The following is a 21,712-nucleotide window of genomic DNA, read 5'->3' as shown; positions in this document are numbered from 1 at the left end:
AGGAAGTAGGTGATTTGGTTGAACTGGCAGGAAAGAATTATTAATCATTTTACAAGTAAAGGATCACTTTATATCGTAACTGATGAACATGAATTGTTACGTGAAAAAACCGTACAAGAAATGCTGAGAATACAAAATTGTACTCTTCATTTTTATGATGACCCAGTTGCATTTCGATATGAATATGAAACAACTTTCCGGCACATTGAAAAAGAGCATCGAGCTACTTTAGTAATTGTGATTCTAGACCACCAGTTCAATCATGTTCCTTATGATGTGTATATAAATGCAAATCGCTCAACCTTATCATTCGAAACACTCTTCCCAAACTTTGATCGTTCGATTGTAGCGCAATGTCCTCTTGAAATGTTTCAAGATTTATTCGAAGTGCATACACATTGTTTAACACGTCTTTCTATAAATGATACGGCAGACTTCATTTTACGTGATGTATGTAAACTGGATGCTGGCATACTTATAGATGAAGTTAGTACAGTAAAAGCTGCTTTACTTTATTTTGAACGCTTTAAAGTAGCATTGCCCAACATACTAATCGAACACTTACAGCAAAATTTGATAAAAAGACGTGTTCTTGTATCATCATATATTTTTGAATGTTTCGCTTCTGAAGAGAAGTTATATAATTATCTAAATAAACAATGGAAAAACTATATAGAAGGTTATTTAAACTATTCAAATGAGCAAGTGGCTGAGAAGAAGGACTATTATGGTAATATTTACTTTGATGATCCGTTTATTCGCAGATATATGAGGGATTTTATTCTACCAATTGAAGTCCCATCAACAGTAAATTTTGAAAAATGGATGGAACCAGGGATTGTAGTGAAAGAAGTAAAAAATGAGCATTTCGATGTTAATAAAAATGACTTATTCCAGCAAGACTACTCTTCTTTTGACAGAATTGACTGGGCAAAGTTTGCGAGTGAACTGGGGTTTATTCAAAGTGAATTGCTAGAAAAGGGTTTATTGGATAATGACTTTAAATCACAAATTTCTATGGCCAATGAAGCATTTGAAGATTGGATGCTTTCTAAATATCAACAGTTGCGTACGTTACCAGTTGTACCTAAGCCGAAGATAGTACATCAAATTCCGCATTATTTAGCAAAAAAAACGGATAAGAAACTGGCACTAATTGTACTAGATGGTATGAGTTTTACACAGTGGAATATTATTAAAAAAACACTATTGAAACAGTCATGGTTATTTGAAGAAGATGCTGTTTTTGCATGGGTGCCCAGTGTAACATCGGTTTCTCGGCAAGCTATTTTTTCAGGTTTGGAACCACATCTTTTTGCTGATACCATTGGTACAACCCGAAAAGAAAAAGTGTTATGGTCATCGTTTTGGAAGAATGAAGGATTGTCTGAACGAAACGTAGCTTATGAAAAATCATTAGGGTTAAAACCCTATAACAAAGAATCGCTTACTTATCGACACTCCCCTTTGATTCGTGTTTACGGTGCTGTAATAGATGTAATTGATCAGTTTATGCACGGTGCTGTACAAGGCAGCCAAACGGTGTTTTCAGAGCTTACTACATGGCTTAACACGAATTATTTACACAAGCTGCTATCTGATTTGGAAGAAGAGGGCTTTGAAGTGTATTTAACTTCAGATCATGGCAATGTAGAATGCTATGGAATGGGGAGAATTCAAGAAGGTGTGACAGTTGATTCTAAAGGTGAGCGAGCAAGGATATACAGTTCATTAAATATTCGTAATCAGACTGCAAGTGAAAATGAAGAAACAATTCCTTGGGACGATAGTAGTCTTCCTAATGGTTATCATGTGCTATTAGCGAAAAACAATCGTGCTTTTGTGCCGAAAAATGATAAAATTGTAACTCATGGTGGCGTTCATATAGAAGAAATAATTGTCCCATTAGTAAAAATTAGTCGTTCGAAAGTAGGTACACAATTATGAAAGCAGTCGGCTTTGATCAAAAAATTCTGCTACATCAGCTTGATTTTGCATCACAGAAATTAAATGAAGTCTCTATTAAAAACATGCATGGCTTACTTGATGAATATTTGATGAGTGATATTAAAGGTAATGCTTCAAGACGCTGCGCACATGCCATCGTCATGAAGATATGGTGGTCTGTTGAAGAAAATCATCAACTTATTCGTGACTATGCGCATCATTTATACTCAACACTGACGAAAAATGAAAAGTATTTATTACATTGGTGCATGACTTGCTTAGCGTATCCTTTTTTTAAAGAGCAAGTTAATTATTTAGGAAAGCATTTACGGATGGCTGATGAAGTTCGAAGTCGTGTTGTGCTAGCTGAGATGAAAAATTTATATGGAGATCGTCGACGTGTGGAAGTAGCGACAGGTGCTGTATTTTCTACAATAAAAAACTGGAACTTAGTTAAAATGACTTCTCCTGGTGTTTATCGAATGCCTGAAAAACGTATAGGAATTCATGCACCAGAACTTAAACAGCTGATGGTTGAAGTTTTAATGGACCATTTAGATACAAATAGTGTCACTCTGGAGATGGTAAATAATAGTGCTATTTATTATCCATTCGATTACCATATAGCTACAGGGGATTTAAATGAAAAGCGCTTTACTATTATTAAAAGTATACGAGATACGATTATTGAAAGAAACCCTAAAATCCCTTATTCAGTTGAATAGGGGATTTTTTATGGAGGTAACTAGTCATGAATATAGGAGATATTATAAGTGGACCATTTTTTCCTGAAGTCATAGAAATAAAACGAATAGAAGCGTTTGGGGAAGAATATTATTTACTCGAAGGAATTGGGCGCCAAACAAATCGGTACCATGAACAATTATTAGCCAAAAATGATTTAGATCAAATTACAATTCTTAGTACATCGACTGAAACGAAAATGGCATTTACCGGGCAAGACATTCAGCAACGATTAATTCATTTAACACTAGAAATCGAGGACAAGTATTCTAAAACACGTGCATTAGGGAACCAACAAGTCATTCCGTTGCCACATCAAATTGAAGCAGTCTATAGTCGAATGCTTCAGACGTCAAACGTACGATTTTTACTAGCTGATGATCCAGGTGCTGGTAAAACAATTATGGCAGGTATGCTTATTAAAGAACTAAAAGCACGTGAAAGTATTAAACGAATTTTAGTCTTGGTGCCGCCATTAGTTTTACGCCAATGGCAAGAAGAAATGGATCAAAAATTTCAAGAGGACTTTAAAATCATTAATCGGGCTGTGTTAAATGAGTACGGAAGCAAAAATCCATTCATTGAAAATGACTTCTGTCTGGCCTCCATTTATTGGTCTACACGTGATGAAATTAAAGAATTAATTTTAGAGGCACAGTTTGACTTGGTCATTGTCGATGAAGCACATAAAATGGCTGCATATTCTTATGGAAAGATCAAAAAGAAAACGTCTAAAACAAGGCTATATCGTTTAGGAGAAAAGCTATTAGCGAAGACAGAGCATTGCTTACTGTTAACAGCTACACCACATAAAGGTGACGCTGAAAACTATCGTTTATTAATGAAATTGATTGAACCAGATTTATTTAATCATGTATCTGCAAGTGAAAGCTTGCGTGATAAAAGTAATCCATTCGTGATTCGTCGATTAAAGGAATCTATGGTGAATTTCGACAGCACACCGATTTTTCCGAGAAGAACCACGAAAACAATTCAATATGAGCTTACTGAGCCTGAACTAGATTTATATGATGCTGTAACAGAGTACGTGAAAACACATTTTAATCGTGCAATGAGTTCCGGAAATAATAGCACAGCATTTGCAATGATGCTTTTGCAACGCCGTCTGAGTTCCTCTATTGAAGCAATACATCGCTCACTTTACCGTCGTTATAAGAAGTTATTAGCCATTTTAGATAATTCAGAAACTGAACGAAAGAAATTTTCGCAACAGCTAGAAAAATTATATAATAATGGTTTGGAAGAAGAAATTACAGATACACAAGATATGCTAGAGAAAAAGTTAGAACTTGCAGTAGATATAATAGACATAGATGCTCTACAAGAAGAAATTGCTGAGTTAAAGAAGCTACTAATTAAAACAACTTCTTTAAGAAAATTTGGTTCAGAGAGAAAGTATCTAGAGCTCGAAGAAATGCTATTCGGTGTCGATGGCCTAATTTATACGGGAGAGAAAATTTTAATTTTCACAGAGTCCGTGGATACACTCAAACACTTAGAAGTACGGCTATCAGATAGAGTCTCTAAAATAGCTAAAATTATGGGTAGCTTATCAATGGATGAACGTAGAAAACAGGTGGAGTTATTCCGTGAAACTGCTCAAGTCATGCTTGCAACAGATGCAGGTGGAGAATCAATTAACTTGCAATTCTGTAATCAAATGATTAACTACGATATTCCATGGAATCCCAATAAATTGGAACAGCGAATGGGACGAATTCATCGAATCGGACAAAAAAATGAAGTATTTATTTTCAATCTTGTTGCTCAAAATACTCGTGAAGGTTATGTTATGGCAAGATTACTCGCGAAGTTAGAAATGATGAAAGAGGATTTAGGGAATGATTTAGTATACAACTTCATGGGGGAATTGCTAGAAGACGATATTAATTTATCTGATTTAATGAAAGATGCCATATTATCTCGCGAAAACTTAGATGATGTAGTTGCAAAAATGGATAAGAGCTTAAGTGAAGAACATAGATTGCTATTGCAAACAATGGAAAGAATGCAATTTGATGCAGAAGCAATCGATATACAAGCAATGAAAAAATCACAATATGATGTAGAAATAAATAAAATTCCAAACCGCGTGTACGTAGAGCTTATTGATTATGCTTTAAAAGAATCGAAAGTCAAAGTGTTTGATAGTCATGAAGGGAAAGTGAAACGAATAGATCGCTTCCCCAAACTCATTCGTGATCAATTTTCAAAAATGACAAAGCTTGATGACTCCTATCGCTTTACTGGATTCATTGAACATAGTAATTCGGATGTCCAATATGTTACAAAAACACACCCAATCTATCATTTATCGAAAATACTTTTGGCAAGAACAAGTGACCAATTTGCATTTAAACGCTATTTATTTACTTACGATGTACCAGTACATTTAGAAGTTGATATGTACCGTGTCGTTTTAAAAGATGGTATCGGTAAGGAGCTTATAAACAAACTAATTTTTATCGCAAAACGTGCCGACCATTCACTGATTGAATTGAATCCCTATTGGCTTTCAATGGGGCACTTTTCAGAAGGTATAACGGAACTTCCATTAACAGAACAGGCTGCCTCACAAAGTCATATGTTAAAACTAACGATTACTGAAAAAAGTCATATAGAACAAAAACGTACTAATCATTTAAATCGAATGCATGATTATTTAGTTGATACATTCAATATGCAATACAACGAAGTATACGAAAAATTAATACAATATCAAACAGAAAATGAAGATAATAAAAACTCTGCCTTGATCAATCAGATGAATGCACAACTGATCGATATCGAAGAACAAAAGAAAAAACGTCTTGATACAATCAACAAACAACGTACAATCACACTACAACCACCTAAAAAAATTGCTCAATTTGAACTCATTCCAAACGGTGGCTCATATCGTGTGATGGCATCAGACTACTATGAGATGGTTGCAGCATCTGAAAAAACAAACGGGCGAAAACTTGTAAAAATGTATGATAACCTTGGTTTAGTCGATTTTTATAGTGAACGATTTAATGGCGAAGAGAGATTTATTGTTCTTACAAATAAACCTGATTTCATGTTAAGTGAAGCACATATCGAGGATTTGAACAGTATTATCGACAAAACGTATGTCTATTTAATAAATGGCGATGAATTTGTTGAAATGAAACTAACTACATCATTGTTTAAAGGCTTGATAGTAAATTTACCTCAATAGTAAAGACATCTAACTAAAAGTAATATGATATTTAATAAAATTAGCAAGGTTTGGCTTAGCCTGGCTAATTTTGCTGCAATTCAAAAAGAGATTTTTAAATGCAAGAAAAAGAGAGTATAATTCTGGAGGAACAATTATTAGAAGAACTTAAAAAATTCACTCCATGATCAGGACCATTCCAGAAATACTACGTTAATATTCCAATTTTTATAGGAGGCCTTAAATGTAGCGGAAAGTGGAGATTGGATTGACGGAGAATTTAAAAGAAAAAGTATTGAATTTGTTAGCATTCATCATAGTTACAATACTACAATTCCCACAGGCCTACCAATGTTTGGCATTCGTTGTTTTTGCGGAATATGAGCGTGATAATATTCGGCGTCGTACGAAAGCAGGTCATGTGGCAGCTTGTAAACATAGACGTATTGTTCGACCGGCAATTGATGAATAAAAGAGAGAGTGCAGCTGATATAGCGAGCGAATTTAATATTGGGCGGAGTATGGTTTGTAAAGTAATAAAACATACTTCTAAGACATAACTCAATTAATATTTTTTTTTGCATTTGGTTGAAAAAAGGTACTGTCTGATCTTATAAACTATAATTCAATTTTCTTGGTAATCAATAGTAAAATTAATATCCTATATTTAATCAAATGGTATGTAGAAAAATCATATTCATTATACAAAGTATAAGTCAATTGTTAGAACAGGAAGAATTGATTCATATTAAGATTAATAAATAAATTTTTGAGGAGTTAAGAAATGATAATAAAACAGATAAACTTAAAAAACTTTAGAGGTTATGAAGAATTTTTCCTTACGTTTTCTCCTACTGCATTTACTCTTTTAGTCGGTGAGAATGGTAGTGGAAAAACTGCTGCACTCGAGGGTATTTCAATAGGGCTTAGCGCTTATTTTCAAGGGTTCCATTTAATACCTTCTAGAAACATTAGTCATGATGACATTCACTTGAAAAAATATTTAAAAGGTTCTAGCGCTAATGCAGAACCACAATTTCCTGTCGAGATATCTTGTATTGGGAATACTAGAGAAAAAACTGATGATATTAATTGGCATCGCAAATTAAACAGTCTTAAAGGGAAAACTACAAGAAAAGAAGCATCTTCTTTAATAAATTTCGCAAAAAAACTTCAATCGAAGGTGATGAATGGGGAAGATATTAATTTACCTATTATTTGTTATTACGGAACACAACGACTTTGGAATAATGATACTCGAATTAAACGCACGGATGTTGCTAAACTCACATCAAGAACACATGCATATTTAGACAGTCTTAATCCTGATTTTAATGTAAAGCTTCTAACACAATGGTTTATAGACAAAAAATGGGTACTAATTGAGGATGGAATTGAATCGGGAGAAATGAAAGCCGTTCAAAAAGCAATTCAGACTTGTTTAGTAGACTTAGAAATTTCAGGCCAACCTAATGAAAATTGGCAATTAGATTATAGTATGAAAAACAAAGAACTCCAATTTACTTTCTCTAATGGAGAGGTATTACCATTCAGGTTATTAAGTGATGGTTATAGAAATACTATTGGTATGGTTGCAGATATTGCATTTAGAATGGCCAGTTTAAACCCGCATTTAGAGGAAAATGCAGTATTAGAGACACCTGGAATAATTATCATAGACGAGTTAGATTTACATCTACACCCTAAATGGCAAAGACGTATAGTAGATGATTTAAAGCGAACATTCCCCAAAATACAGTTTATTGCTTCTACTCACTCACCATTTATAATTCAGTCAATTGAAGAAGGCGAATTAAGAATTCTAAAGAATAATGGGCAAGTATTAAATGGAGGGTTTGTTTCAACTGAACAAGAATATATTCAATTAGAATATGCAGACGAAAGCATTGAAGATGTTATTGAAAACATTATGGGAATAGAAATGCCTCAACGAAGCAGAAGAAAGACAGCTATGTATAATGCTGCCAAAGAATATTTTGAAACACTCAAGATCATGAAGGATACTAATGCCACCTCATCACAAATAAAAATATTAAAAGAAAAATTAGATGTGTTAAGTTTACCCTATATAGATAACGTTGCATATTATGCATTTTTACAGCAAAAAAGAGTTACTGCAGAGCTGGAAAAAGAAAGAGAGGATTCAGATAATGCGTCCCGTGAATAGAGTTAACAATAACAAAACCTATACTGATTATAAAGATGCTAGGGACGACTTAGCTGATATTTTAGGCTGGTACTGTTCGTATTGTGAAATGCCTGTTAAAAATGTAATTGAAGTAGAACATATTGTTCCTATTCACAAGGGCGGTGGGAAATTAAACTGGAGTAATTTTCTTCTTTCCTGCAAATATTGTAATACTGTTAAAAATGCTAATAATAGTACAAGATCTGGTTATGTATGGCCTGACAAAGATAATACTTTTAGGGCTTTCGAATATCAATATGGAGTGCCTATTGAAGCTCATTCTGTTAATATAGCAGAACCAATTCTTTATAAAACTGTTACAGATACTATTAAACTCTTAGGATTAAATAGAGAACCTTACAATGATAGTGCTAAGCCAACGGTCAAAGATACACGATGGATTTCTAGAAATAGTGTTTGGGGTTTAGCTATGGATTCCTTGGTTGATTACGAAGCGAGTGGTCATCATTCAACAGTGGCAAATTGTATTTCTAGGACAGCTATAGCTTCAGGTCATTTTTCAATTTGGATGACGGTGTTTGATAATTATTTATTCGTTAAGAATCTTATTTTGGAAGCATTCGTTGGCACAGATATTTCTTGTTTCGATGAAAATGGGACTCCTGTAGCAAGGGTAAATGGCTTACTTTGAATTAATTTTTTACGAAACGTGAACATTCATAATATCATTTAGTAGTTTAACGAACCATAGTAACGAATAAATTATGAGCAATTTAAAACAGTTCTTAAAAGGGTGGTTTTATAAACAACTCCGGTCTATTTGTATTAAAGTGAACTTATGTAACTATTTATAGGATTTAGTATACAATTATATTAAGGGAAATGTATTTTGCATTCTTTAAATAGGATGATATGATTTATGGCAATAGGTTTTAAAGAAGAGCATTATCATGGATGAAATTAAATATGAAATCATCGAAGAGCACCGCTTTGAGCGATACTCTTTGATTAATTTAATTTTAGTTGGATATCAAATATGTGAATGAGTTTCTTCTATATATAGGTAAAGCTACAATGATTTTTCTTGCTCTTTTACCAATATATAAAAAGTGGTCTTTTTCACACCAATTTCCTGTATTGTTTTCCGTTTTCGAATTCACTCTTGTTTTTAAATAATCAAATCACTTACGCTCCAAATAACGATAAATGGTGGTTCGGGAAACACCCCATCTTTCCGCCACATCTTTGATTGGTGTACCTCCATTAATAAGATCTTTCATCATTTCAATATCTTTTTCTCCAAACTTTTCAGGTCGACCGCCAAGTCGAGCACGTGCTCTTGCAGCAGTTCGACCAGCTGCAGATCGTTCTTCGATTAAATTACGCTCAAATTCAGCGAACGCTGCGAATAGGTGAAACATCAGTTGTCCCGTCGCATTGCTTTTATCCATTGTTAAGTTTTCCTGCAAGCTATGGAAAGCCACACCACGCTCATTCAGTGTGTTTACAATCTGAATCAAATCCTGCATATTACGTCCCAATCGATCCAATCGCCAAACAACAATCGTATCTCCTTCACGCGCATAGCCAATTAACACTAAAATCATTCTTTTCTCATTTTCTCAATGCTCTAGTTGTAACATAAGATAAAATTGGATGTATTACTGAACATATAATATAGAATAATGTACAGGGTTTTGTTAGGTCATAAATACAAAAAAAGCCCTTATCCATTTGGATTGGGGCGTGTTCAGAAAAGGACGAGTTTTGTTACGCAGGAGATTAGGATTCCACAATCTACACGTGTCACTTTAATCGTTAAATTGCACCTATTTGAATAGCTATATTGCACTTCATAGTACCCTTTTTCTAAACAATAACAGTATTTATCCAAGCGGTGAGATGAATTTTTAAATATGATTGTGCAAAATAACACTTAAAATAAGAGCAAATTCCCACTTAATGGGACAGTTTGGACCGAATGATATTTAAATGATGTGTTCTTTGATTAAATGTGGTACCGCAATCAAATACGTGGCAGAAAAGTGGAATGACTCTAGCACCACTATTTATCGTTATTTGGAAAAACAGTAAATTGGATAGGTTGTGACTTAGTAGGAAGTGCCACTTTCTTTAACTACACCTGTAGTAAGTGCTTTTAAAATGAAAAGTATAATTGGTTTAATTGAGCCTAATTCCAATTGAATTTCTAAAAGCCGCATAAAAAATTTTAATTATCAATATCCATCACGTCCAATATTTATCTTTAAATAAAAAGAAAGATAGCTTTTGTTATGTTTTACTATGCAAAATAAAAACTCGAACTTACATCCACCTCTGCCACTACTTTATTATGATTCTCCCTAATGCCTGTAATATTAAGAAATTTCTGATAGAATGAGATTGATAGTAGATTTCTAACTAAAGTTTAATAACGTAGAAAAGGGTGAGCATATTATGGTAGCAGAAAAAGAACCAGAGGATATGGGAGAAATATTATTTGCTAGGTTTGAAGAAGAAGTAAAAAAATTAAATGAAGAATTTAACAAAAGTTTCCTTAAGCCAAATATAGTTCTTTCGGGGAAGACTGGGGTAGGAAAGAGCACGCTTATAAACGCAATTTTTGGTCATCCATTAGCAGAAGCAGGAGAAGGAAAACCAGTTTCACAAGCTTTAATAGAATATAATATTCCAGAGGTAAGTGTAAATCTTTTTGATACTAAAGGTATAGAATTAGATCCTGAAGAAAGAAAAGTCTCGCATAAGAGTATTGTAAGTGAGATAGAAAAGCGTGCTGCTTCTTCAAGTATCGAAGAACATATGCATGTAATGTGGTACTGCATCTCGAATGAAAGTAGAAGAATTGAAGATGTTGAAATAGAATGGATAAAAGAGTTTTCGGAATATATGAATGTTGTTATTGTGTTAACACAAACACTTGATTCGGATAGTAAATTTCAAATTGAAGTTGAAAAAGAATTTCCTGACTTAAAAGTTTGCCGGGTTTTAGCACAAGAAAGGGTATTTGTTGGGAATTTGAAGATTCCTGTTCATGGTCTTGAAGAACTGGTTGAGGAAACAATAAAACTACTTCCTGAAGCAACTAAAAGAGCATTTACCGCTGCTCAAAAGATACAAATTGAAGAGAAGATTGATTCAGCAAAAAAGTTAATACAAGAACGACTAACAAAATATAAAAATCTGGCTCATGTTGCAGATAGTTTGCCTATAGGCTTGGATATGCTAGGAAAAGGCGCTATCTATCTATACATGGCCAAAGATATTATGACTGTAATGGGTATTCCGGTAACTAAGAACTTTTTTAACTTTTCGAAAGAAGCAAAACCATTACTTCGAGCAATTGTCCTCCCTTTTGTAGTATCTGAAGGTGGTAAGCTTGCAAGTAAGGCTGCAGGTAAAATAGCGGTTAATAAAGGTGGGGAGGAAGCGGGGAAAAAAATAACCGCATTTGTCATTAAACTGCTTGGAAAAACTGCTGGTAAAGGGAATATTGTTCTAGCTCCTGCTGTTGGTTTTATTTTCGGTACTTTTAATAGAAGAGTCACAGAAAAAATTGCGAATATATTTATAGAAGTATGCGCAGATTTTTTAAGAAATAACCTTGATTATGAAAAACTAACCGAGGAAGAAATTTTAGATATACTTTCAAAAAATATGAAAGATAAGATGAATGATGCCCAAGAAAAAATTGAGCTCCTAGCAGAAGATAACACAGAGCCAGGGGAGAATATACTTTAAAACAGAGTCCAAATTTTGTTCGTAAATGTTCATTTGAATGAGAGAACGTTCGTAAAGTGTTTTTACACGTTTATGAACGTTCTTTTTGTCGTTTTTCAGCCTTTGTGTAATAGTTCGTAAACGTGTAGTTTTACGAACTGTTTTAATTTAGTTTGTAAAAATTAATATTAGAACTAAGAAATAAATGGAAATTATGTTAAAGTAGATTTTAGATGTACTATATTTTAATAAGGAGCGATTATATGGAAGATTTATATGAATTGGGAAACCCTGAAGTAGAAAATGAAAACGAAAAAATAGAATATGTTGAGGAAATTAAAGTAGTAACACGTGGTGTTGATTTTTCAGTAAGAGAATTAAAAACTTTGAGTGAGGAAAAAGAACTAGTAGTTCCTGATTTTCAAAGGGAACTTGTTTGGGATCCTAGAAGAAAGTCAAGATTTATTGAATCTATTTTACTTGGTTATCCAATTCCAGGTATGTTTTTTACAGATTTAGAAAGAGGAAAAATGTTGATTATTGATGGACAACAAAGAATAAATACCCTTGTTGAATTCCTTAATAATGAATTGAGGATATTAAGACGAGACGACATTAATCCGAAGTGGAGAGGAAAGTTTTTTAGAGATCTAGATGAAGATTCTCAAAGGCGATTAAGAAGTACAAACATTAGGGCTTCTGTTTTTCAAATTTTATCTGATGATCAAGACAAAAATATAGCATTATATAGCTTATTTGAGAGAATAAATACTGGTAGCATTCAACTAAACAGTCAAGAAATTCGTCGAGCAATCTATTTCGGGGAATTTACAAAACAATTAAATGAATTTGTTACTTCTCCAATTTGGATAGCGGCCTATAAAATGGTTTTGCCTCATCAAACTGAAGAGTTTGATAAGGACAAGAGATTAAATGATCAAGAGATTGTTGCACGGTATTTTACTATTAAATCGTTAATTGATAAAGAACATTTACATAATGATATATCATATAAAAAAGAAATTAATCTGTTTATGTCTACTGCACAAAAAATGGATAAAGAATTTGCCGAGAGAATTTTTAATGAGTTGGATACTAAATTAAATTGGTTGCAAGAGCAAATTGATATATCGGTAGGTCATCTTTTTAGAAGACCAACAGAAACAATAAGTAATATAGAAGATTTAAGTGTTTCTGTAAAAGGTAAAAAATTCAATATCCCTCTTTTTGAAAGTTTACTATTAACATTAGATAAAATTAACATGGATTCTGGAAAACTCGATGTAATTAAGTATATAAATTTATTTAAAGATGAGAAATTCGTGGAAGCAATTTCTTCTCAAACAAATAGGTTTGAAAATATTCAGTATAGATTGAAAGCTATGGAAGGAGTTTTCAGTCGTGAGTAAGTTAGTAGAAAACATTGATATGATCGAGGTTAGTGGAGAGACTTTTGAGGTTGCAGAACAACAAGATGATGTTACCGAAGAAATTGAAGCATTAAAAATGAATATTTCATTCTTAAAAGATTTAGTGGAGGATGTTACATATGACTCCTTTCTAAAAGTTATTGATTACTATGAAGGGTTACTACGGATGTCCCCAGTTGAGAGAGATTCCGAAGTTTATGGACTTACAAGTACATATGCATTACTACTATTGAATTCAACTTATGATGTAGCTATTAAAGAGATTTTTAGAAAAACATTTGGGAAGGCTTTATCGCTGCAAAATAATATTCAAAAATATATCGGGGAGATGATTGACAGAAAAATTCTAAATAGATACATGACTAATATTAAACACCAGCAAGTAAAAGACACATTTGCATTGGAAATTGATGTTAGAGATGCTGAGCTTCAAACTAGCATTAGTGTTATAAATGAACTAATTTCTACAAGGAATAAAATTGCACATGGACTTGAAACTAGCTCGAAAGGGCATAATGATTTGGAGATTTCTTTAAGGAGTGTAATTTATTACTTGAATTGGTATTGTGATGAACTCCTTAAAAGGTTTATAGAAGAGAGCTAGTCAGGATTTTTAAGAAAGAATACCATAGGAGATAAAAGCATTAATTGGCAAAAGCTTATACTAAAAAACTAGAGCAGTAGAAAATAATTAAATGAAATAATATATAAATGTATGAATTTTTTTCTTTGCAAAATGCTGTTAAATCAACGTTTTTGGTATACGAGTAAGCTCTATCATAGTAACTACTGAATGGGCGGAATGATGTAATTCTTCTCTAAATTACTTAATATATCTTACTTGTAGTCGGAATATTAACTTACAAGTTTGAGTAACTTTTTCTTATAAGAGGTCATCCATTAGTTTTTCAAACTTAATGGAGGCTTCTTTTTTCATGCTTTTAGTAACATGTAAAAATTAATTTAAACGCGTGGTCTATACTAATTAAATAAGTTTTATTTTGGTTTATATTTAAGGGCAAGAGCTGCTGCAGCTGATAGTCTAGCTAATGTTTGTATACGACAGATAAAGAACTTTAAGAACAATACTCATCCTCTGTGGTGCTAGTTTATTGATGTATGGATGACTAACTGGTGCATTAGTTAAATAAGCCCCAAATCGAAACAATTGATTTCAATTAAAAGTTACAAATGAATTAGCAACCTTCTCTTAGTTTAGTTAGTCGCTTTTTTTATTTGAGCAATTATTTAATAAAGTGTTCTCTTGCTTTGGGTAAAGAGATAAAGATTGTTATTGCTTAAATATTTGAACGCTAGTTTTATTTGCTGCTTCTCCATTATATTCAATCCACTTCTCTTTTTCTCGCTCAACTGCTCGATTTTGCCATTCAAACCAAACGGATGGACATTCACTACAATGACTCTCTACACCACTATTATAATGCAAATCCCTACGTATAAATAGAGTCCTTTTGCGACAGCAGTAGCAATAAATGATCTTATCATCATGTTTTTTTATTATCATAATAAACTTTCCCTCCAATATACAATATTAATTGTCTATTGGAGGGAAATTTATTCTTTAATAAAATAAATTGTTCATTTAATAACTATTGGAGGTATTAGTCACATACATCTGGTTATTGCTTTGATTTTTAATCTCAACTTTTTTTTCAAAATATGAATAAATCTATTATTTAATTGCCAATAATTAATAGTAATCTATCAAGAGAATTCTTGAGGTGAATTAATTATTGGAGGTGTTAACTATTCAAGTCCCGAGAAGTATCTTATACAACATTGAACCTATTGAAATTGAAACAGGATTAGTGGAAAGTTTGAGCAGTTATCTAATTAGGCTTTCATACGAACATAACATCAATGTTAGTCACTTGGTAAATAAGATAGTGATCCCTGAAATGAATAAAGATTATTTGGAAAGAAGCTCTAAATACGGTGGCAACAGTTTTTATGAAGGTGCCAAAACAATAAATGGGTATACGGATAACTCAACTGAATTGGTTTATATTTTGGGAAAGTTAACAAGTAGAATAGATTTAACAAGCTTAACCCTGTTTAAATTAAAAGATTTAGTGCCTTTGAGAAATTTACTTAAAGAAACTTTCTCTTGGTGCCCTGAATGTATAAAGAATTGGAAAGATAGTCACAAGAGTATATACTATCCACTTGTTTGGTATATAAAATCGATAAAGATTTGTTTTGAACACAAGTGTTATCTACTTGAAAATTGCCCGAGATGTTATAGAAAAATTGATATACTGCGTAGACAAATGATCCCAGGGCATTGTCCAAACTGCTTTAACTTGCTAATTCAAGGTCAAGTTATAAAAGAGATTAATAATCAGGAATGGGAATGGCATTCATTTGTCTATCTAAATATTGAAAGCTTAATAGGATTAAATTCTAGTAAACTATTCACTAAAGAAATTGTCAGTAAACAGTTAAATTATATCAATCACTATCTATTTTCTGATAATGTCCCTAATTTTGCTGAATTCTTAAGTATTCCTAAAAGTACTTTAAGAGCCTGGATTAAATTAGAAAATACTCCCACTCTAGAAGGGTTACTAAAAATCTGTTTTAAATTAGATACTACAATTTTGGATTTCCTTACAAAAAGTTTGCAAAATTTGACTATAAGTCATCTGGTTGAAATAGCGAAAACAGATAATGAGAAAGTGATTAGAAGGAGGCTTAACCTTGTTTCAATTGAAAATAGTCTAAAGGAAATACTAAAATGTGACCCACCAATTTCTATGGCAGCAACCGCAAGAATAATAGACCGTGATAAACGAGTTTTATATCGCAATTTTCCTGAGTATTGTAAACAAATTTCAAATAGATATAGGGAGTATATCAATCAAAAATCAAAACAGAGAATAGAAGAATTAAAAAAAGAAATTCAAAAAGCCTTTTATTCCTTAGTAAATGAGGGTATATATCCAAGTAGTGGGAAAATTCAGATTAAAACTAATAGAAAGGGGCTACTCAAGGAGAGAATCCTCCAAGAATATTGGAAAGACCTATTGGCTCAAAATAATTTTTACAGAGGAAAGGGGAGAAATAGTAATGATGAGCAATAGTGAGTTTGAGGAGTGGGCAGAAAAGCTAAAATTAACAGACGAGGCTAAGAATGAAGTACAACGTGTAAGACAGTCACCGCCAGCAAGAAGAGTTGGCGGAGGTAAGCATAATGTTAGTGGACGATATAGTAGTAAAAAAATGGGATTTACTATTCAATTTGAAAGTCATAAGGTGGAATTACCTACTATATATATGTTGGAGTATAACGATAATGTTTTGGAATACTATGACCAGCCACCACAAATAAAACTTACCTACTATCAAAGTAATAAGAACAACAAAAAAATGGCTTATTTGAATACACCAGATTTTTTTGTGATTGAAAAAGAAAGGGCATATTGGGTTGAGTGCAAAACGGAAGAAGAGCTTATTAAAAAATCTCAGAGTAATCCAGATAGATACCTTAGGGAGAATGAGCAATGGATATTTACTCCTGGAAAAGATTTCGCAGCTGAATATAATCTAGATTTTCTTATTCGCTCATCTTCAGAAATAAATTGGAATCTTCAACGTAATCTTGAATTTCTAGAGGACTATTTTGTTAAAGATTATGTGTTAAATGAAACAAAAATTAAAAGAATAAAGGAATCTATTCAAGAAGCTCCCGGAATAACCTTAAAAGAATTATTACTAAGTGATAAAACTCAGTTTAATGCTGATGATATATATGCACTAATAGTTAAAGAAATTATATATATTGATTTATATAATGATTTAATAACTGATATAGAAAATGTAAAGGTTTATTTAAATATAGAACAATATAAACTTTTTTCTTTAGTTGAGAATTCAACTAGAAGGAAGAGAAATACTAATGCAATAGAGTTGAATAGCGGAAATCATATCGCTTGGGGGAATACAGTTTGGACAATTCTTAATTATGATCACGAAAGTAAAATAGTCTTTTTATATTCTAAGGATGAAAGTAAAAATATTGAGTTACCTATTAATTTATTTGAATCGTATATATTAGAGGGGTATATTCTTGGGGCTGATAAGGATGAAAATAATGAAAGTAACGAACTAAAAAAGATGATTTCGCAGGCCAATGAAACTGAATTAATAGAAGCAAATAAAAAGTATGAGATTGTTGTTAAGTATTTAAACGGGGAAAAAATAGAATTTATAAATATAACAGACAGAACACTCCGCAACTGGGTGAAAAAGTATAAAGATGCAGAAGAACTTTATGGCAATGGTTTTGTAGGTCTTCTACCTCAAACTAAAAAACGAGGAAATAGAAATGCGAAGTTACCCACTGAGACCATAGAATTGATGAATAAGATGATAACAGAAAGTTATGAAACAATAAAATCTAAATCTGCAAAACAAGTTTATCGCGAATTACTTGTAAAGTGCGAGGAATCTAATTTTTATGTACCATCATATGCAACCTTTTGTGAAACAATAAATAACCGAGCAAAATATGATATTGAAAAGGCTAGAAAAGGTAGTAGGGCATCTTATAAATATGAAGAGTTTTATATTGAACTAGAATTTACTACTCCAAGACATGGGGAACGAATTTTTGAAATAGCACATATTGATCACACTGAGTTAGATATTGAATTATACATTAATGGAAAGGTTTCTAAGCGACCATGGCTTACATTAATGATTGATGCTTACTCTAGACGAATTCTTGCGTATTATTTAACCTTTGAAGAACCGTCATACCGGTCTTGTATGATGGTAATTAGAGAATGTGTGAAAAGATCTAATCGTTTACCAAATTATATCGTGGTGGATGGAGGAAAGGAATTCAGTAGTGTATATTTTGAATCATTGCTTGCGTTATACAGTGTTCATAAAAAACAAAGACCTGCAGCGAAGGCACGGTATGGTCATGTTATCGAGCGATTATTTGGAATTACAAATGAGTTATTTATTCACAATTTAAGGGGAAATACTCAAATAACTAAAAATGTAAGGCAGGTAACAAAAACTGTAAATCCGAAAAATCATGCAGTATGGACACTTGAAACTTTGAATGAACGACTTGATACATGGTTTAGTAATGTATATGACAATAAGGAAAATCCATCTCTTAATCAAACGCCAAAAGAGGCGTTTGTGGAATCTATAGCGGTTTCAGGTAATCGTCCCAATACTTACATTCCTTATGATGAAAATTTTATATTAACGACTTTACCAGCTCCCAAAGTGAAAACAAGAAAAGTCCATCCTGGTCAGGGTATTAAACTAAGTTATTCATATTATTGGTGTGAACAATTTAGGAATCCTAAAATTGAAGCTACTAACATAGAAGTTAAATATGATTCATTTAATATCGCAATAGCCTATGCATTTATAGATAATCAATGGGTAAAATGCCTGTCTGAACAATATAAATATTTAAATGGAAAGACAGAGAAACAAATAAAACTGGTTGCTGAAGAGATTAGGCAAAAGAAAAAATTATATGCACAAAATGTTACGATAACAGCAAGAATGATTGCTAACTATATTATTGAATCTGAAGAAATAGAAGGAACACTTGCTATAGAAAAATATAAACCTTTAGAAACAGGTTTAAAGGTAATAGATAATCAGATATCAAATGTAGATACAAATAATGATTGTAATCCAGCTGAACAAAATGTTGATGAATTAGAAATCTTTGGGGAGTTGAATTAGTGGAAAAGAGGCAGAGATTATTTAATGAAGATCTATTAACAAAGTCTAAAGAAGAGCGTGAAAAATTCTTCAATGATTATACAGTTAGTCATCCCAAAATGAAACAGGTACTAGATGAATTGGTAAGTGAAATCTCAAAAGGGCCACATAATATTATTATGGTAGTTGGACCATCTGGTGTAGGGAAATCTAGATTATTTTTTGCTACTTTATACACCATGTTAAAAAATATGGCAGTAGAAATTGAATTAGATAAGAGTATCATACCTATCACTGGTATTGAGCTTCCAAATCCAGATTTGGGAAAGTTTAATTGGAAAGATTTTTATTACAGGGTTCTTTCATCATTAAATGAGCCATTAATTGATTATAAAATTGATATAAACCTTTTAAAAACAATGAAAAATAGTTTTACTGCAAGTATTCCATCTACTGCTGCAGCAATGCGAAGATCAATAGAAAATGCATTTTTATATAGAAAAACCATGGCACTTTTAATTGATGAAGCTCAACACTTTTTTAATATAAACGCTGAAAAAAGAGGAGATAGTGAGAAAAATCAAAGACAATTTAATTCAATAAAATCTTTAGCTAATATGAGTAATACAAAAATTGTTTTATTTGGAACTTATGATTTAAATGCAGTAATTAATTTAGATGGTCAATTGTCAAGAAGGGTTAAAGAACTTCATTTTCCAAGATATGATTATACGATTGAAAAAGACAAAAAGAGTTTTCAATCTATTTTATTGACCTTTCAGAAGTTATTACCTGTACATGAAGAGCCTGATTTAATATTACATGCTGAATATATATATGAAAATTCTATTGGTTGCGCAGGTATATTAAAAAACTGGTTACACTTATGTCTTTCAGATGCTATTGAGAAAGAAGAAAAAACTATTACTTATGCAAATTTAAAAAAGAACACTTTGCAGACAAAAAAACTTTTAACATTAGCTAATGAAGCAATAATTGGAGAATTAGTATTTAAAGAAAGTAATGCAGATAAAGATAAATTGAAGGCTCTCCTGGGAACAAAAAAAGATGAGGAACAAGTAAAAACAACAAAAAACAAATCTACTCCAGGAAAAAGAAAACCTGAAAGAGACAATGTTGGTTTAGTCTGATTATAGATAAAAGAGAATGTATAAATATGAGTAGGAAATCCAATACTCGATTTTTAATATTATAAGTAGTTATATGGAGGTGTTATGGTATTGGATAAGAGTATTAGGAGTCTAAAAGTTGATACAAGAGAAATAAAAGAAGTATCTTGTTCAAGAACTATATTATACAATTTAGAGCCAGAAGGAATCGGTACTCCTTATATGGAAAGTCTAACAAGTTATATTGCCAGGTTAGCTGCTGCGCATAGTGTAAGTATCGCTATATTACTCAAAAAAATATTAGAACCCGAACTTAGTCTGATTCACATTAAAGATGATCTTATTAAAGGATTATACAATAGTACTTCAAATTATATTAATAAAAATAACTCAATAACATTGGATTATGTGAATGCATTAGAATTTTTAACTGGAAGGAACGATATAAGAAATTTAACAATGCTAAACTGGCAAGGAATATTAACTAGAAAAATAATGGGGGATTATAGAAAATGGTGTCCTGCTTGTTTTAATCGAATGGTTACTAATTCTGAGGAAATCTACGAGCCTTTGATCTGGTATTTAGATGCAATTGAGAACTGTGATATTCATGAAATACCATTAAAAGATTCATGCAATAACTGCAAAAAGAAATTACCTTTTTTACATAGTCGAATAATTGTAGGGTATTGTCAATATTGTGGGAGTTGGCTGGGGGAAAAAGTAATTCAAAAAGGATCTTTGACGGAAATGGAGAAGTTCATTGTATTAAATTATAAACAATTAATTGAAAATACATCTATGCTAAAATATTTTCCTAGTAAAAATTTTATCTCTCTATTTCTAAAAAAAATGGTCGAAGAAGGGGGAGGGACTAGCATAAGAAGTTTAGCTAGATATTTGAATATTAATTCTAGTAGTTTTTATAATTACTTATATGGTAGAAACATACCTGATAAATATTATCTTATTAAAATCGTTTCTAAATTGAATAGTACAGTTTACGAACTTATATATGGGGAAAATATTATAATAAATGATGTTAATAGGTTTAATTCTTATTCAAGAAGAAATACACCATTAAAGATAATTAAATATATAATAGAGGAAAAGTTAAGTTCCGAAAATCCAAAGAGTTTGTCAAAAATTTCAAGAGAATCGGGTTTCGGCAGTGATACAGCAAAAAAGCATTTTCCAGGTTTATGTGCAAATTTGGAGGAAAAATATCTTGCGTTCCAAAAGAAGAGAGAGATGAAAATAAAAGTTAAAATACATACCATTCTTAAGCATTGTTTGAGTGAAGATATACCTATAAGTTTAACTAAATTGGCTAAGGAAAATGGAATCCCAATAAGAAAAATTAGAAGATATTATCCGAAATTATCCAAAAAAGTTAGTTTTAGATTTACAACGTACTTAGAAGAAAGAAAAAAAAGAAGAGTAAAATCAAATTTAGAGGCAATTCAAAAGATTGCTAACGAGTTGCATCAAAAAGGAATTTTTTGTAAACGCTAAAATAAAATGGACAGTTGCTGCTAAATAACATTGAACACTTTCGCTAATCTAATAGATTTTCAGTAAACTATATATATTCGTTTATTGGGGGTCAGACAAGTGGAGGGAAAATTAG

The 21,712-nt window shown here is 32.0% G+C and carries 15 protein-coding genes and 1 pseudogene; 14 read left to right on the top strand and 2 right to left on the bottom strand.

Going from position 1 to position 21,712, the window contains the following annotated elements; all coding sequences use genetic code 11:
• Window positions 1–9 precede the first annotated feature (9 nt).
• The 6 genes from pglZ (at window position 10) to M3627_RS11570 (ending at window position 8,754) form a co-directional block, all read left to right on the top strand.
• Window positions 10–1,947, top strand: a complete 1,938-nt coding sequence (gene pglZ / locus M3627_RS11595; RefSeq protein ID WP_251555688.1) for a BREX-3 system phosphatase PglZ — start codon at window positions 10–12, stop codon at window positions 1,945–1,947.
• Window positions 1,944–2,672, top strand: coding sequence for a hypothetical protein (locus tag M3627_RS11590; protein ID WP_251555686.1), 729 nt, complete (start codon window positions 1,944–1,946; stop codon window positions 2,670–2,672). Before pglZ ends, M3627_RS11590 begins: the two co-directional genes overlap by 4 nt.
• Window positions 2,673–2,698: 26 nt before the next feature.
• A complete protein-coding gene (locus M3627_RS11585; RefSeq protein ID WP_251555683.1) occupies window positions 2,699–5,914 on the top strand; it encodes a helicase-related protein in 3,216 nt (1,071 codons plus the stop codon).
• 247 nt (window positions 5,915–6,161) lie between these two features.
• Window positions 6,162–6,365, top strand: coding sequence for a recombinase family protein (locus M3627_RS11580; RefSeq protein ID WP_251555681.1), 204 nt, complete (start codon window positions 6,162–6,164; stop codon window positions 6,363–6,365).
• A 312-nt stretch (window positions 6,366–6,677) separates the two neighbouring features.
• A complete protein-coding gene (locus M3627_RS11575; protein ID WP_251555679.1) occupies window positions 6,678–8,081 on the top strand; it encodes an AAA family ATPase in 1,404 nt (467 codons plus the stop codon).
• Window positions 8,065–8,754, top strand: a complete 690-nt coding sequence (locus M3627_RS11570; protein ID WP_251555677.1) for an HNH endonuclease — start codon at window positions 8,065–8,067, stop codon at window positions 8,752–8,754. The genes M3627_RS11575 and M3627_RS11570 overlap by 17 nt, the downstream gene beginning before the upstream one ends.
• Window positions 8,755–9,244: 490 nt before the next feature.
• Here M3627_RS11570 and M3627_RS11565 read toward each other — a convergent pair.
• Window positions 9,245–9,655, bottom strand: a pseudogene (locus M3627_RS11565) (recombinase family protein); the annotation flags it as partial.
• A gap of 400 nt (window positions 9,656–10,055) precedes the next feature.
• Between M3627_RS11565 and M3627_RS11560 the strand changes: the two are divergent.
• The 4 genes from M3627_RS11560 to M3627_RS11545 all read left to right on the top strand — a co-directional run bounded on the left by M3627_RS11560 (window position 10,056) and on the right by M3627_RS11545 (window position 13,835).
• The gene (locus M3627_RS11560; protein WP_353056463.1) at window positions 10,056–10,157 is read left to right on the top strand and encodes a helix-turn-helix domain-containing protein; all 102 of its coding nucleotides are present in this window, start codon (window positions 10,056–10,058) and stop codon (window positions 10,155–10,157) included.
• Window positions 10,158–10,520: 363 nt separating this feature from the next.
• Entirely contained in the window at window positions 10,521–11,822 is a 1,302-nt protein-coding gene (locus M3627_RS11555) for a GTPase (RefSeq protein ID WP_251555675.1), read from the top strand.
• Window positions 11,823–12,064: 242 nt separating this feature from the next.
• Window positions 12,065–13,210, top strand: a complete 1,146-nt coding sequence (locus M3627_RS11550) for a DUF262 domain-containing protein (protein ID WP_251555662.1) — start codon at window positions 12,065–12,067, stop codon at window positions 13,208–13,210.
• Window positions 13,203–13,835, top strand: coding sequence for an MAE_28990/MAE_18760 family HEPN-like nuclease (locus M3627_RS11545; RefSeq protein WP_251555661.1), 633 nt, complete (start codon window positions 13,203–13,205; stop codon window positions 13,833–13,835). Before M3627_RS11550 ends, M3627_RS11545 begins: the two co-directional genes overlap by 8 nt.
• Window positions 13,836–14,522: 687 nt before the next feature.
• On the opposite strand, the gene M3627_RS11540 is transcribed toward M3627_RS11545, so the two are convergent.
• A complete protein-coding gene (locus tag M3627_RS11540; protein WP_251555660.1) occupies window positions 14,523–14,756 on the bottom strand; it encodes a hypothetical protein in 234 nt (77 codons plus the stop codon).
• Window positions 14,757–14,991: 235 nt separating this feature from the next.
• Here M3627_RS11540 and M3627_RS11535 point away from each other — a divergent pair, with 235 nt between their 5' ends.
• The 4 genes from M3627_RS11535 to M3627_RS11520 all read left to right on the top strand — a co-directional run bounded on the left by M3627_RS11535 (window position 14,992) and on the right by M3627_RS11520 (window position 21,597).
• The gene (locus tag M3627_RS11535; protein WP_353056464.1) at window positions 14,992–16,335 is read left to right on the top strand and encodes a TniQ family protein; all 1,344 of its coding nucleotides are present in this window, start codon (window positions 14,992–14,994) and stop codon (window positions 16,333–16,335) included.
• Window positions 16,322–18,973: a TnsA endonuclease N-terminal domain-containing protein gene (locus M3627_RS11530; RefSeq protein WP_251555659.1), complete on the top strand. Its 2,652-nt coding sequence runs from the start codon at window positions 16,322–16,324 to the stop codon at window positions 18,971–18,973. Before M3627_RS11535 ends, M3627_RS11530 begins: the two co-directional genes overlap by 14 nt.
• Window positions 18,973–20,103, top strand: coding sequence for a TniB family NTP-binding protein (locus M3627_RS11525; RefSeq protein WP_251555658.1), 1,131 nt, complete (start codon window positions 18,973–18,975; stop codon window positions 20,101–20,103). The genes M3627_RS11530 and M3627_RS11525 overlap by 1 nt, the downstream gene beginning before the upstream one ends.
• 90 nt (window positions 20,104–20,193) lie before the next feature.
• Window positions 20,194–21,597: a TniQ family protein gene (locus tag M3627_RS11520; RefSeq protein ID WP_251555657.1), complete on the top strand. Its 1,404-nt coding sequence runs from the start codon at window positions 20,194–20,196 to the stop codon at window positions 21,595–21,597.
• Window positions 21,598–21,712 lie beyond the last annotated feature (115 nt).

The sequence above is a fragment of the Psychrobacillus sp. MER TA 171 genome (genome assembly GCF_023713305.1).
Taxonomy (GTDB): Bacteria; Bacillota; Bacilli; order Bacillales_A; family Planococcaceae; genus Psychrobacillus.
Note: the sequence above shows the minus strand (reverse complement) of the source record. Positions and strands in the feature narration are given on the sequence as shown.